Raw genomic sequence first — 14817 nt, forward strand, 5'->3', positions numbered from 1 at the left:
CGATTCATTCTCATCATCGTTAAGTCCGTCGATCATTTATCCCGCTTTAGAGAGGTGGCAAAAACCCCATGAATCTGGCGCTGGAAGGCCATAAGCTGTCCCGCGGACACCAGCGGATCGCGGATTATATCAGCAAGCATATGGAAGACATTCCGTTTATGGTGGAGGAGGATATCGCCGCCGCCTGTCAGGTCAGTACGTCGACGGTGTCGCGGTTCTGGTCCGAGGTCGGGTGCAGAAACCTGAAGGAATTCAAGCAGAAGGTGAAGGACGAGATGCTGCTGTCCCCGTCGCAGAAGCTGCAGTCGGCGTTTTCCAAAATGGACGAAAACGACGCGGCCGCAAGCCTGCTGGTCGGCGCGGATTATTTGCAGCAAACGGCCGACCGGCTGAGCCAGGACGCGTTTGACCGGGCGGCGTCGCTGCTGCGCGAGGCGGGGACCGTGTATATTTACGGGCCCGGCTCTGCAGAGAGCCTGTCCGCGTTGACCGATTTCCGGCTGACGCGGTTCGGCATGCGGGTCAAACGGCTCGACCGGGGCGGGCATGAGCTGCTGAACCTGCTGGTGCATGTGCAGCCGCAGGACGTCATTCTTATCTTCGGCTTCGTGTCCGAGTCGCCGGAGCTGTCGGTGCTTTTCGATTATGCCCGGGACAAGGGCTGCCGTACGCTGCTCGTCACCGATCTTGCGGTGAGCGCCATGCTGGAGAAGGCGGATGTGACCCTGTACACCGCGCGCGGCCAGCTGTGGGAGTTTCACTCCATGGTGGCGCCGGTGGCGCTGCTTGAGACGCTGATCGTGGCGGTCGGCAAGCAGATGGGAGCGCAGGCGGTCGCGGGAAGCGAGGAGCTGCATGAGCTGCGGAAAAAATATGAGAAGGTGCTGCCAAAGCGGGTTTAGAGCCGCTTGGCAGCTTTTTTTTGCTTTGGCAGTCTATTGCTTTTGAATTATTTGGTCCATGTGCCGATCTTGTAAGCTCCATCCGAAAGCCGGTCCGTATTAGCAAAGTCGACCGCCGGTTGTTTCGTGGACGGATTCAAAATCGCTACGGTCAGCTGATAGGTTCCGCTCGGCAGCGTCTTTGTAGGGAGCAAGCCTGTGACCGTATGCAAACCGGTTCTCCAGGTTCTTAAGTCCGCCGACGTCGTTTGACGTGCCACGATAGCGCCTCCGCTGTTGCGCAGCTGAATTTCGACCGGCCAGTTGAACGGGAAGTGTTGGACGCCCTTATTTTCCACCGTGATGGATACGTCCAGCGTGCTTCCGCCATTTTCTTGCGGATATGCCGCCTTCTTCACGACAAAGTGGTAGCCCATTCGTTTCTTCAGCGTGTCCATGTTGCCTTGCAAAGGATTGCCCAGCGCCAAGGATGCCGGAGAATTCGGTCCAAGCCAGCTCGGCTTGCTGAGCTCGGTTTGCCGCAGCGTCTCATTGAAGCCGCTGCCTGTCGTAAGCGCAGCCTTCAAACCATAGTCCCCGCCGTAAAATTCACCGCCGGAGACACGGGTGTCCCAAAAGTTGGCGTGGTTTGGCTGTTTCTGGCCGATATCATCCCAATAACCGTTTTGGGTGCCCGTATACCATCCCCATTCGGAATCGAAGCTTGGCTGATCGCCGAATACGTCATTGTACATTCCCATGATCAGACCTTTGTTATTGTTCTTGGCCAATTCTACGCTTCGTCTGATCAAGAGCTGCGTATGATCCTCCTGATCGGTGAATGCGTCAATATAATGCTGAATGTACTGGTTGGAGATTTCGTTTTTAGGGAATGCGCCCGTATAGTTGCTTTCCCCATTCGGACCAACGTAAGGCCAAGTATGAAATTCGGCCCAATGGCCCAGCGAACCGATTTGTACAAAAGCGATCGGGCTGTCGGGGGAGTTGTAGTGCTTGGCAATCGCCTCGATCGCAAGTTTGTGTCTGGCGATCAAATATTCGGAACTGTAATTCGGGGAGAAGCCCGTATTGTTGCCGGCCCCCATGCCTCCGGTTTTATCTTGGTAGGCCGTACCTGGAGATTGTCCCGAATTTACCATGTCGTTATAGAGCCAGTCAGGGATATCCCGGTGCGCCGCCCCGGAAGGATTGTCCAGAATAAAGCGCAGCACGACCTTGACACCGCGGCTTTGCCAATAGCTGAAATGATTGGACGCTTCAATGGCGCTGAAATCGTAATTGCCCTTCGTTGGCTCAAACTCTTTCCAGGTGATGCCGGTATAAACGAGACGATGGTTCTGAGGGTAGCCGGTGGATTTCGCTGAAGGAGCCCAGCCCTTAAACGGATTGTTTAGCGGGTCATCCAGCTCGGTCGGGTAAAATTCGATAGGGTTGCCTCCGGGAGTTTTGTCATTAAGCGTATAGGCAGGCAGAGGTTGGTTCTTTGCCGGCAGACGGTTGACATCGGAATTGTTGTCCAGATAACCGATATTCACGCTGCTGCCTTTGGCAAGTCCAAGCGCAGCGAGAGGAATGGCGACTTCGACAGCCGATGCGGTGCGTGCATATTGGGAAGAAGGAAGAGACGAAGACAAATTCCAGCTCCAAGTGCTTCCAGTGCCCGCGTAGCGGTACAGGGAATTATTTTCGAGGAGCCATTCGACTCCCGTCGCACCCCACCCGGAGGCTTGGTATCCGGTGGAAGCATTCCCGTCCGTATTCAGCCAGAAGCTCCCCATGGCGGTGCTAAGCCCTGAGCCTTGCACAAGCAAATAAAGATTTTTGTCATCGTGGGAAGCCTTTAACACTTTAGCGGTTCCCGAATTGGTGGAAATGGCCGGTATTCCTTCCCAGTCGCTTGGATTCCCGTCGACAACGATCGAAGCGGCTGCTTTTGCAGTCGACATCAGGTGGGGAAAAGGGAACAGAGTAAGGAGCATGGCCGCTACAGTACAAACAGTGAATGTCCATTTCATGTGTATACCCCGTCTTTTCATCACAAACCTCCTCACAGAATGATTGGTGTCATAAAGCTGCGGGTTCAAAAGTTTTTTGCAAACTTAGAACATACGGTATGCGAAGTTTCACCTCCTTTCCAGTCATATCGTCCGACGCTCACCATGAAAAAGAGCACTATGCGCCGGACGCTTCGTCGTCTGGTTTACGTTCGCCCGGCCATTACGTTGAACTGCGCAATACTAAACGGGTAGGCAAAATCACTTTCTTAGGCAGCAGCTGGTTTCCGTTTATTCTGTCTATTAAGTTATCGACGGCGACCATGCCGATTTCTTTGGTTGGCACATCGATCGTAGATAGCGGAGGGTTGGAATATTTGGATACCTCAATGTTGGACAGCCCTATAACTGCCACTTCATTTGGAACGGAGATGCCGTTGTTGTACAAGCCGTTGAGGGCGGCCATGGCCATTAAATCGCTGCCGACGAAAAAAGCGGTCGGGTAATTTTTGGTTTGACATAACCGATTGATTAGTTCGATGCAGACCGTTTCATCCCACATGCAGTCCATCACCCAATCGGGATTTACGGTTAATCCGGCAGCATGCATGGTGGCATAATAACCCCGGTAGCGGCGGCTGTTTTTCAAATTGCCCCCAAATCCGCCTCCCCCGATATATCCGATTTGGGTATGGCCCTTTTCAATAAGGTGGTTTACAGCCATCGTAGCAACATGGTAATGATCATAACCCACATTATCGATATCCTCGCGTTCTGTATCAATGCCTACGATAAACGGCACCTGCTTGCGGATGTACTCGTAGGTTTCGTTGTTCAAGGATTCCATGAGGATCAGACCGGTAATCGGCTCATTGAAGGTGTTGAATAAAATCTTATTGTCGTTCAGTTCAATGCCGGTCCGAATGAAGGCAAGATTATAGCCTGCGCTGAGCAATCGCTCCTCCACGCCGGATAAGATCGACATGAAATAAGGATCGTTGTATTTGTCTTTGGTCACGCTTAATACGCATCCGATTTTGGCATGCGACATCTGTTCGGAATGATCTTTGGCCGAAACCTTCCGCTTGGAATTTGAGCTGATTTTATAGTTAAGCTGCGTAACGGCTTGCCACACTCTTTCCCGCGTTTCGTCCGTGATTTTATATTTCGTATCATTGTTCAAAACTCTGGATACGGTGGCGGTGGATACACTGGCTAATTTGGCAACATCCCGAATCGTACTCATCTATATACACAATCTCCTTTTAAGTTACTCAATCTCATAATGGATTAAAATGCGAAATGAAGCGATATAAGGTTGAAGCAAACGATGGCATTATGAAATTGATTCATTGATCACCATCTAGAGTTTATCGAAATGTTACATGGTAAACAATGATGGGCTTGTCGGCTTTTTGTTGCGCGGGTTTGTTGCGTTGCGGTGTTACGTTCTTTCAGTTTATATTTATTCGAGGATAAAATCAATGATAACATGTATATTGCGTGCTTTAGCACTAGAAAATTTATTAAATTTTAAAAATTGATATTGCAGTATTACGTTCGGATGGGTTAACATGTAATCACTAAACAGAACAAAAGTAAACGCAATAAAATAACGTAACAACAACGTAACAAAATGCGATCTCTGATTCGTACTTGGCAGGGGGGCTGATAAGACGTGAACAAAGCCGTAACGGTTTACCCAATTGTTTTAGATGACCTCATAAGCAACCCGGGCATTGGGTTTACGGCAGCACCGGGGTTAATGGGGGACCCGGAGCGTATTTACGACAATCGGGGGGAAGAGCAGGAAAAATATAAGTTCACGGAAGATAGCGAAACCTGCAACCATCCTGACAGCAAAGTGTATTTCTGCAGCGTGCGCTGGCGGGACGTGGAAACGGCTCAAGGGGTGTACAACTGGGAAGTGCTGGAGGAAAAGCTGGACTACGCCAAATCGATCGGCTGCACGGCAGTGGTTCGTTGTTCGCCTTACGCGTTAAGCGAAGAGGATGATATACCGGCATGGTTTCGGGCGGAATATCCGGAGGAACCTGATTTTCCCTTCTGGAGAGTAGATCCGAAAGAAACGCCGTATGCAGCGTATTGGTCTGATTTTATTAGGGCATTTGCCGCCCGGTTTGACGGGCACCCGGTCATCAGTTCGGTAGATTTGACGATTGTGGGGGCCTGGGGGGAAGGCGGGGGAACCGAGTTTTTGGACCCGGAGGCGATTAAGCAAATTACGGATGCCTACTTCGATGGGTTTAAAATCACGCCACTTCAGGCGCTGCTGCATGACTCGATGTCGATCCGGATCATCAAGGACCGTAAAGCCAAAGTGGGCTTTCGCGTCGATTGCTTGGGGGATATGGGAGGGTTTCATGGCAAAGCGTGGTCGCATATGACCGATTTCTATCCCCAAAATATTCAGAATTTTAACATGGGCGATGCTTGGGAGAAAGCTCCGGTTTTGTTTGAAGCATGCTGGCATATGAATGACTGGTATCTGCAGGGCTGGGATATCGATTATATCATTCAAGAAACGCTGAAATGGCATATTACTTCTTTTAACAACAAAGGAACCGTGGTTCCGGAACCTTGGAAAGAGAAGGTTAAATCATGGCTGAATAAGATGGGATACCGCTTTGAATTAAGGAAATTTACATACGACTCCGTCGTGAAGGCGGGGGGAGAGCTGGAAATCCGTGCTTTGTGGGCCAACGTAGGAGTGGCTCCGATTTATAATCGTTATCCGCTCGTGGTCAGGCTCACCGGCCATGATCAAACCTATACGCTCCATAGCAGAGAGGATATTAGGGAGTGGCTGCCGGACGAAGACATCGCCTGGGAAGAATGTTTCGTTTTGCCGGAAGAAATGTCCGAAGGAGAGTATCGTTTGGACATCGGCATCGAAACCGGCGTGAAGGAAATCGGAAATGTCCGGCTGGCGATCGAGGGATATACGCAAGGTTATTACCCGATGGGTAAGGTCATCGTTAAACGGGGGGAAGAAGGGAATGGAGAGGCAGCCAGATTTTAACGAGTGTACAGCCATCTGTAATTTTGATTATTTGCCTGAAGGATTGGAAGCCAAATATAACCGCTATCATCCGGATCATAAGTCTTATCTTATTCCGCGCGATTTTCTGTCCGAACTCTTTGAGCAGTATCAAATTCCTGAACATACCCGGCAGCGGCTCGTTCGCGGAATCGAAGAGATTGAGCAGCATGCCGTATTATTTCACTTCACCAAATTTCTAGTGGAAGAGATGTGCTCTGCGCGCAATCGCTGCGACGAGACCCACTATACCAATATGACTCCGGGATGCATGGACCAAGACGGAGATTTATATTCATTTCTTTTGCTGCTGGCCTGTGTCGTCCCTTCGATGGAAATGCTCCAGAAACGTTCCGTACCGAAAGCGTATTATGAACGGATTCCCCATCAGCCCTTGAAGCATCAATTGGAAAAACTGGTGCAGCACGGCGATGCCAAGGTTCATGATTTCCCGTGGGCGATGAATTTTTATACCTGCTCCATCTTTTTGTTGGATCGGTTTTATTTTATTCCATACCGGTTCGGAGACCCCTTTACCATGTTCCGCCATGTGGACACGCAAGAAGTGATAGCTCTTCGGCACGCGGGTGAAGAATTTCGCAGCGATGGACAACGAAACGGAGTGAATGATGTATATGACCGGCATGGATGTTTCACTTCGGAATGGCAGGAGAACGGTGAATCGGTCAGAGCCAATCGGATCAATCCGATGGGGTTCGTTGAAAGAGAAACGACGTCGATCCTGAAGAAGGATTGGGAGCCTGCACTTCAGGAAGGGGACATGCTTTTAGCGCTTCACATCCCATCCGGGCCCGGATATACGCCGGAGCGGCTGAAAAATTCCATGTCCATGGCCATGGAGTTCTATGGCGAATATTTTCCGGAGATGCCCATCAAAGGCTTCTGGAGCGCAAGCTGGCTTTATGATACCCGGTTATCGCTCATATTGGACAACGAAAAAAGCAATATCGTGCGCGTTCAACGACAGTTCTACAATTATCCGACCTTGGAAGGGGACGGGATGCTGCGATATGAAGTTTTTGGAGACCGAAACATCGATCCGGTCCGCAGCCCCGGCGGATTTACAACCTCGCTGCAAAAAGCGGCTGCAGGCTATATGCAGACGGGAGCACGTTTTAACACGTTAAGCATGATCGTATTGAAAGAAGACATCGGACGGATCGGCAGCATGCCTTATATTACGGAAGCGGATATGGAGCAATTTCGCAGGACCGTTGACAGCCATCTAAGGGAGGTAACCGGATGAGCCGATATTCGCTTGAAAACTACGAGAGGTACAAAACCGTAAAAATCCGGCCGGAGCCCTTATCCCAAAAGGATGCTGTTTCAAACCGCGGCTTGTTCGATTATGTTTCCTTTTCATGGAAAAAACTTGAACCGGCCCGGGGGGAATATAGGCTTGAAGCAATCCAAGAAGCACTCGGCACGGCAAACAACCCGATTCTTGTCCTGACGCCGGACTTGCCTTTATGGGTTAAGGATGACGCCGGCGATTGTTTTGCGGCTTTCGTCCGAAAAGTCGGGAGTCATATCGACTCGGACAGACGCCTTACAGCCGTTGCGATATCGACCTTGGCCGGCAGCAAGGAAGAATGGAACGCCTATGTCGATTCGTTCGAAACGCAGACGCTGCTTGCCGATGTGCAGAACGATAGACTCATTCAACATTTAAGGGAACGCAGCCGTGGATTCGGCCTGCTGGTGAAGTGCAGCGAGGAGAATTGGATCGAATGCTGCGAGGCTTTTGCCAGAAACCGTCTGCAGAAGGTATGGAAAAGTTATCCCGTTGTCCTCCATGTGACCGATGCGGTCTGCGGTCCTCATTGCAGGCGCGAGGCGTATCGCTGGCATGCGGCCCTCTCGAATGTGGATATTGGGCTCGGATATAACCTGACGTTACGAAGGCTGACTTATTCGGAAACCGTATCTAGCCGCGGAAGCTTGCCGCTGCGATTTTGGTTCGTAAACACGGGCATTTCGAGAATTTATCGGAAATTCCAATTATGGGTGCAGCTAAAGCGGGGGGAGATTTCCTATGAACTTCCGTTGTTTGCGGCAATGCATTCATGGTTGACCGGGGATCTTGTGCATAACGAAATCATCCCCTTGCAGGATATGCCGCCGGGAAAATATACGCTCAGTCTGGGACTTTTTTTCGAGGACCGTTCTTACATCCCCCTGAATATACAAAACCCGCATCAGGATGGATATTATGAAGCCGGCACGATCCAAGTCGAAATCACCGATGAAGATCCGCTTAAGAATATATGGGATTCGTACGATCCGGAAGGATATTATCCATTGGAAGATCCCAAGCTTCCGGAAGCATAAACAGATTTCTATATAAGTTGAACTAAAGAGAAGGACAAGGATTAGGCAAGAGGGTTCAATATTCTCGAGAAGATACAACTTTAGAATATTGAACCTAGGGGAAATGATTCTGAAGAAGCTGAAAGCTTTTTGAAAAAAAGCTGCTTCGGAAGCGTATGCTGCGTTCGCCTAAAAGCTTTCCGTAGGAAAGCTAGCATCGAAAGCATATGCTTTGTGAGCGGATTTCTACCATGGATTAGGTTCAAATCATAGAAATCCGGGAGCAACAGCGATCGAAAGAACATTTCACCCGGCTGCCTCCATCCGTACAATCATTGGTTCAACTTAAATAAAACAAATACAAGTTTACTGGAGGTTATGGATTTGAAGCTAGCATTAATCGGCGCAGGACAAAGAGGCATGATCTACACAAGACATGCTTACCAAAGCGAGGAGATCGTCGCGGTCGTTGAACCGGATGAAGGCAGAAGAAAGGCCGCGGCCGACGAGTTTCGGATTCCTCCGGAGAGACAATTCGAATCCGTAGACGAATTTTACCGGCTGGGGAAGATTTGCGATGCCGTTATTATTTCTTCCATGGATCGAGACCATTATGCGCAAACGATGGAAGCGCTTAATATCGGTTATGATATTTTGCTCGAAAAACCCATTTCGCCAAGTCCCGAAGAATGTTTGAGAATCCAGCGGAAAGCCAACGAAAAAGGCCGCAAAGTGATTGTATGCCATGTGCTAAGATACACGAATTTTTTTGCGGAGATCAAGAAAATCATCGATAGCGGCGAGCTCGGCAAAATCATCACCATTCAGCATAACGAGAACATCGGCAATTTCCACATGGCCCACTCCTTTGTCAGGGGCAACTGGAGAAGAAGCGATCTGGCGAGTCCGATCATCATGCAGAAGTCCTGCCATGACATGGATATTTTAGCTTGGCTGGTGGACAGCGGGGCGAAACGAATCTCTTCCTATGGCAGCCTCGCTTATTTTAAAGAGGAAAACGCGCCGGCCGGCAGCGCCGAACGATGCCTGGACTGCAAGGTCGCTGCGGACTGCCGTTTCGATGCAAGAAAAGCCTATTTGCCGGTACGAGGGCAATGGCCGGCTACGGTCGTTTCGGCGGATCAGACGGAAGAGGGATTGCTTCAGGCGCTGGAAACGAGTCCGTACGGGCACTGCGTTTACCGGATGGACAACGATGTGTGCGATCATCAGGTGACCGTCATCGAGTTTAAAAACGGGGTCACGGCAACGTTTAATTTAAGCGGGTTTACCAATAAAATGCACCGCACGCTCAAAATCATGTGCGAGCATGGAGAAATTCGCGGGGATGATTACAAGAATATCATTGAAGTCACAAGATTTAACTCCAATATGGCTGACGCCGGCCAGCAAACGGTCATTCACCCGGCAGCTTTGGGCGGCGGGCATAACGGCGGCGATACCGGTCTGATGAACGACTTTTTGGAAAATTTGGAGAAAGCCGATTTCAACAGCAGATCCTCGATCGACATGTCCGTCGAAAGCCATCTGATGGCCTATGCGGCGGAAGAGGCAAGAGTTAACGGTACCGTGATCGATCTTGATCTTCTCAAAGAGCAGCTTGAGCACAGCGTTACAGCGTGATTGTTTCAATTCAGGATTTTGCAAATATTTGCAAAATCCTCAATTCACAATGCAAAGGTAGTGATGGAATGAATTCAGCGGGTAAGGGGTTTCTATATGAAATAAAGAAAAACAGAATCTTGTATCTCATGTGCGTGCCTGCTCTTATTATTCTGATCATGTTCTCCTATATCCCTTTTGCAGGCGTATGGATGGCATTTACCGATTTTAACGTCGTTGACGGCATCTTCGGCAGCAAATTCGTCGGTCTGGACAATTTTAAGTACTTTTTTTCATCGAACAGCATGGGCTGGAAGGTTACTTACAACACGCTGTACATTAACTTTTTCAGCCTCATCTTAGGCATTGTCATTCCGGTCAGCATCGCGATTTTCATCAATGAGATCCGGCATAAAGCGTACAAAAAGATCGCTCAAAGCATGATGTTTTTTCCCTATTTCATCTCGTGGGTTGTCGTGGGAGCGATCCTGTACGGCATTTTCTCCACCGACGTGGGGGTTGCCAATCAGATCCTGAAGTTTTTTGGAGCGGATCCGATCAGCTGGTATTCGGAACCGAAATATTGGAAATGGATCATTATCTTGTCGAGCGTGTGGAAATGGAGCGGGTATAGTTCCATCATTTATATGGCGGCGATGGCGAACTTTGACGCGAGCTTATATGAAGCGGCCAAAGTCGACGGCGCCAACAAATTCCAGCAAATTCTGCATTTGACCGTACCCATGCTGAAACCGACGATGATTGTCTTAAGCTTGCTGAGCGTCGGACGGATTTTCTATGGCGACTTTGGGATGATTTACGGCATCGTCGGCAACAACCCGGTTTTGGCGGATGAGGTCACGGTCATCGATACGTATGTTTATCAGTCGATGCGCACGCTGGGATTCTCTTACTCTACGGCCATCGGGCTGCTTCAGTCTGTGATGGGATTGATCCTGATTACGGGTGCAAACCAATTTGCTAAGAAAATAAATGACGGAGAGGGTCTATTTTAATGATGGGAAAGAATAGATTGCTTGGCGATAGATTGGTGATCGGCGTGGCATATGTTTTCATCGGCTTATTTGCGCTCGTTTGCTTATATCCTCTTCTATTAACCTTAAGCGTCTCCTTTTCTTCGGAACAGGCGATTGCGAGGAACGGGTATTCGATTTTTCCGCTGAGTCCCAGCGTGGATACTTATAAATACATCTTTGTGAACAGCGGCATGAAAATATTAAAATCCTACGGGGTGACTATTTTCGTAACCGTTGTGGGTACGGTAGGCGCGTTGCTCATTACAAGCATGATCGCATTTTCCCTGTCCATCAAAAAGCTGAGATACCGCAACGTACTTGCCTTTATCTGCAATTTTACGATCATCTTTTCCGCCGGCTTAATTCCGTGGTACATCGTGAGCGTCAATTATTACGGACTGAAGAACAGTATTTTGGCCTTAATTCTTCCTTCCATATTTAGCGTGTGGAATATGTTCCTGCTCCGTACGTATTTTGCAAGCGTTTCCCCCTCATTGTACGAAGCCGCCGAAATCGATGGGGCCAATTATTTTACGATCTATGTAAAGGTAGCGCTTCCACTAAGCAAGACCGCGCTGCTTACGGTTGGTTTGATGTATGCGCTGCAGTACTGGAATGATTGGTGGAATGCTCTGATCTTTATTAATGACCGTGAATTGTTCCCGCTGCAATATTATCTCTACAACATTTTGTCCAACGTCAATGCCATTAGCTCCGGACGAATTCCATCAGGGGCGTCTGGCAACATCACCTTGCCCGCTGAAACGGTGAAGATGGCGATTACGGTCATTACGATCGGACCGATCATTTTCCTTTTCCCTTACATTCAAAAATACTTCGTGCACGGGATCATGACCGGCGCGGTCAAGGAATAAACGGGGTATGGTTACTGGCCGATCCAGGCTTTTAACATAGATTAACCATTTTATTAGGGAGGGTCATCATTCATGAAAGCAAGGAAAATGCTTATCTTTTTGGTTTTATTGATTGCGTCCGTTTCGGTGATGGCAGGATGCGGCAGCGACAAAAAAGAAGGAACAGAGAAAGCCGCGCTCGAAACCATCCGGATTTTGTACCCTGGAGAGGAAACGGATCGGATGAGCGAATTTCTGAAAAATGAATTTGCCGAAAAGATGGCTGCCGATCTGAATTTGAAGGTAGAAGTCGTATTTGTGCCGTGGGCCCAATATTGGGAGCAAAAAGATATTATGCTGGCCGCCAACGAACCGATCGATCTTTATTGGGACGGCCTCCCGGATCTTTCGACGATCGTGAACAAGAAGCAAGCGATGGCATTGGATGATTTAATCGCGAAATATGGTCAGGATATGTTAAAAGTGTTGCCGAAGGAACAGCTTCAAGGCGCAACGATTGACGGCAAGGTTTATGGCATTCCATCGGCGTACGCGCCTTCCTCCGCCATGTATCAGCTGGTCGCCGTTCGTCAGGACATCCTCGAAGCCGTAGGGATGACCGACATCAAAACCGCCGATGATCTGAAAGAATTTGCAACAAAGGCGAAAGCCAAGTTCCCTGAAATGAAAGGGCCTGCCGACATTATTTTTAAACCGCTAACAAGGTATTTTGGCGACGAACAATATAACTGGATCGCCTCCGAGGATTTGGTCGTATTCGGGGAAGACACCAAAAAAGCGTATAGTTATTATGAATCGGACGCTTTCCAGAAAGTAGCGAAGTTTAACCGTGAAATGTATAAAGCAGGGTTATACACGGAGGATCTGACCATTAAATACAATGAAAGAGACTCCCGCATGCAAACAGGTTTGTATTTATGGGTTGAAGGTTCCGTGGGCAAGGAAATGGAAATCATTAATGCCATCAAAGCCAATGCACCAAATGCCAAAGTTAAAACGTACCTCTTAGCGGAGGATAAACCGCGTTATATTACGGCCACGGGCGGAGAGGTTCTGGGCATACCAATAAACGCTCCGAATCCTGAAGGTGCTATGAAGTTCATTAACTGGATTTATAAATCCAAGGAAAATTATTTGTTTGCTCTCTACGGCGTCGAAGGCAAAGACTACGAAATTGTGGATGGAAGAATCAATAAACTGACTCCTAACGAATTTTTCTATGAATGGATGTTCAGAAACCAAAATTACCAAATGTTCGGGCCGGATGTATCGCAAGAGTCCATCGATAAATATAAGAGCTGGGACGACCAGGCGATCCGATCCGCTTCACTCGGCTTCCGATTCAATAACGAGAAAGTCAAATCGATCGAAACGGCCCTGAAAGAGGTTACGGGCAAGGACTTGGCTGCCATCCGTTCCGGTTTTGTGGACTTTGAAACGGGGTATCCGAAGGCCATTCAGAAGCTGAAGAAGGCAGGCATCGATGAATATGTAGCCGAGGTGCAGCGTCAGTTGGACGAGTATCTGGCCAGTAAAAAATAAGAGTCCGCTATAGTGATCCAAAGAAGAGGCCGTCCCCAAAGATCTTAGATCTTGAGGGCGGCCCCTGACTTTCCTACCACTCCATCGCAACACGAATAACATCCTCCTGAGCGAGATTCTTGCCCAACAGAACCTCCATCAGCTCAAGATCTGTCACCGCCTTGATTCCATGCTTGAAGCCGGCCGGGATCTGTAATACATCGCCCGCCTGCACCTTATAAATTCTGCCTTCCATTAGAATCTCCGCGCTGCCCGTTACAATTACCACGATTTCTTGCCGTTTGCGATGCCGATGATAGCTCGTATATTTTCCTTGGATGAGTTTTACCTGTTTGATCATGGCTTCATTTCCCGTTTCATCTGTCCCATGATTCAGAACCCGACAGGAGCCCCATCTTTTTTCTTCATACATGGGAACCTGCGGCACATGCTCGAGCTTTTCCTTAATCTGATTGGCTTTATCCTTATTAGCGATCAGGATGCCGTCAGAGCTTGCCGCAACGATGAGGTCAGAGACGCCGATAATTTCGATGGGATAAGGAAGTTCGTTAATGAGATGGGTATTCGAGGAGTCGTCCGAAATCCCCCCGGATCCGATCGCTTTATCTTCGAAATGACTGCTTAGCGCCGTCCAACTCCCCAGATCATTCCAATAGCCGTCATATCCCATGACAACGGCAGGCAGGGTGTGTTCCACGACTTCCCGGTCGAAACTGGTATTTGCCAGATGTTCGTAATGAGCCAGCCAATGCTCAACTTGGGTCGGATGCCCCTTGTCCTTTAAATAAGCGAGCATGAACTTCAAGGGGAATGCAAATACGCCGCAGTTCCACATCGCGTGATGCTCGATTAAACGAGAGGCGGTTTGCTTATCTGGTTTTTCTATGAATTGGTGAATGAAAGAATATCCGTCATTCCCCTTGGGCAGAACCGGAACGATATAACCTAGCTGATCGGAAGGGTGGGTAGGTTTTGTTCCGAGGAGAGCGAGATTTGCTTTAGAATGCAAAAGAACATCGGGAAAGCGAAGAAGCAGCCGGAAAAACGCGGTATCTGCAAAAGTGTCTACCGGAAGAACACAAACCGTCTCATTCGGATCTGCTTGCAGCATCTCGCGAAGATAACTTACGGCATAAGCGATGGCAGTGAAAGTTCCTCTTTTATAAGGTTCAGCCAGAATCGGAATATGCTCGCCAACATAGTTGCGCGTAATTTCCACTTGACTGTGGTGGGTGACGATACACGTGGATTCAAGCAACCCCACCTCATCCAATTGCCGGCATATCCGTTCGATCATCGATTCTCTGACCCCGGCTTCGGATTTCAAAAGCCTAAGAAACACCTTGGAGCGAATCTCGTTGGATAAAGGCCATAACCTTTTTCCTGATCCTCCGCACAATAGTACAATACGCAAGCTGATTCCTCCTTCCTTGGGGAACATCACCCTCCGTT

The 14817-nt window shown here is 48.9% G+C and carries 11 protein-coding genes; 8 read left to right on the forward strand and 3 right to left on the reverse strand.

What is annotated here, in order from left to right; all coding sequences use genetic code 11:
* The first annotated feature begins 68 nt into the window (after positions 1 to 68).
* Positions 69 to 902 carry a MurR/RpiR family transcriptional regulator gene (locus RJP21_RS19275; protein WP_310860756.1) on the forward strand — a complete coding sequence of 278 codons (834 nt, stop codon included), beginning with the start codon at positions 69 to 71 and terminating at the stop codon, positions 900 to 902.
* 47 nt (positions 903 to 949) lie between these two features.
* On the opposite strand, the gene RJP21_RS19280 is transcribed toward RJP21_RS19275, so the two are convergent.
* On the reverse strand, positions 950 to 2938 hold the full coding sequence (locus RJP21_RS19280; protein WP_310860757.1) for a DUF4832 domain-containing protein: 1989 nt from the start codon (positions 2936 to 2938) through the stop codon (positions 950 to 952).
* Between the two features lie 181 nt (positions 2939 to 3119).
* Positions 3120 to 4142: a LacI family DNA-binding transcriptional regulator gene (locus RJP21_RS19285; RefSeq protein WP_310860758.1), complete on the reverse strand. Its 1023-nt coding sequence runs from the start codon at positions 4140 to 4142 to the stop codon at positions 3120 to 3122.
* A 432-nt stretch (positions 4143 to 4574) separates the two neighbouring features.
* On the opposite strand from RJP21_RS19285, the gene RJP21_RS19290 reads away from it, so the two are divergent.
* The 7 genes from RJP21_RS19290 (at position 4575) to RJP21_RS19320 (ending at position 13365) form a co-directional block, all read left to right on the forward strand.
* Complete coding sequence (locus RJP21_RS19290) at positions 4575 to 5939, forward strand: DUF4832 domain-containing protein (protein ID WP_310860759.1); 1365 nt, start codon at positions 4575 to 4577, stop codon at positions 5937 to 5939.
* Positions 5917 to 7224 (forward strand): acyltransferase domain-containing protein, encoded by a 1308-nt coding sequence (locus tag RJP21_RS19295; RefSeq protein WP_310860760.1) that lies wholly within the window; start codon positions 5917 to 5919, stop codon positions 7222 to 7224. The genes RJP21_RS19290 and RJP21_RS19295 overlap by 23 nt, the downstream gene beginning before the upstream one ends.
* The gene (locus RJP21_RS19300) at positions 7221 to 8309 is read left to right on the forward strand and encodes a DUF4832 domain-containing protein (RefSeq protein WP_310860761.1); all 1089 of its coding nucleotides are present in this window, start codon (positions 7221 to 7223) and stop codon (positions 8307 to 8309) included. The genes RJP21_RS19295 and RJP21_RS19300 overlap by 4 nt, the downstream gene beginning before the upstream one ends.
* Before the next feature lie 357 nt (positions 8310 to 8666).
* The gene (locus RJP21_RS19305) at positions 8667 to 9932 is read left to right on the forward strand and encodes a Gfo/Idh/MocA family protein (protein ID WP_310860762.1); all 1266 of its coding nucleotides are present in this window, start codon (positions 8667 to 8669) and stop codon (positions 9930 to 9932) included.
* 191 nt (positions 9933 to 10123) lie between these two features.
* Entirely contained in the window at positions 10124 to 10927 is an 804-nt protein-coding gene (locus RJP21_RS19310; protein ID WP_236575728.1) for an ABC transporter permease, read from the forward strand.
* Entirely contained in the window at positions 10927 to 11823 is an 897-nt protein-coding gene (locus tag RJP21_RS19315; protein ID WP_310860763.1) for a carbohydrate ABC transporter permease, read from the forward strand. Before RJP21_RS19310 ends, RJP21_RS19315 begins: the two co-directional genes overlap by 1 nt.
* 72 nt (positions 11824 to 11895) lie before the next feature.
* The gene (locus RJP21_RS19320) at positions 11896 to 13365 is read left to right on the forward strand and encodes an ABC transporter substrate-binding protein (protein ID WP_310860764.1); all 1470 of its coding nucleotides are present in this window, start codon (positions 11896 to 11898) and stop codon (positions 13363 to 13365) included.
* 73 nt (positions 13366 to 13438) lie between these two features.
* Here RJP21_RS19320 and RJP21_RS19325 read toward each other — a convergent pair whose 3' ends face one another.
* Complete coding sequence (locus RJP21_RS19325) at positions 13439 to 14779, reverse strand: sugar phosphate nucleotidyltransferase (protein WP_310860765.1); 1341 nt, start codon at positions 14777 to 14779, stop codon at positions 13439 to 13441.
* Between the last annotated feature and the right edge of the window lie 38 nt (positions 14780 to 14817).

Origin of the sequence: Paenibacillus sp. VCA1 (genome assembly GCF_031583795.1) — a bacterium.
GTDB lineage: Bacteria > Bacillota > Bacilli > Paenibacillales > Paenibacillaceae > Paenibacillus_AQ > Paenibacillus_AQ albilobatus.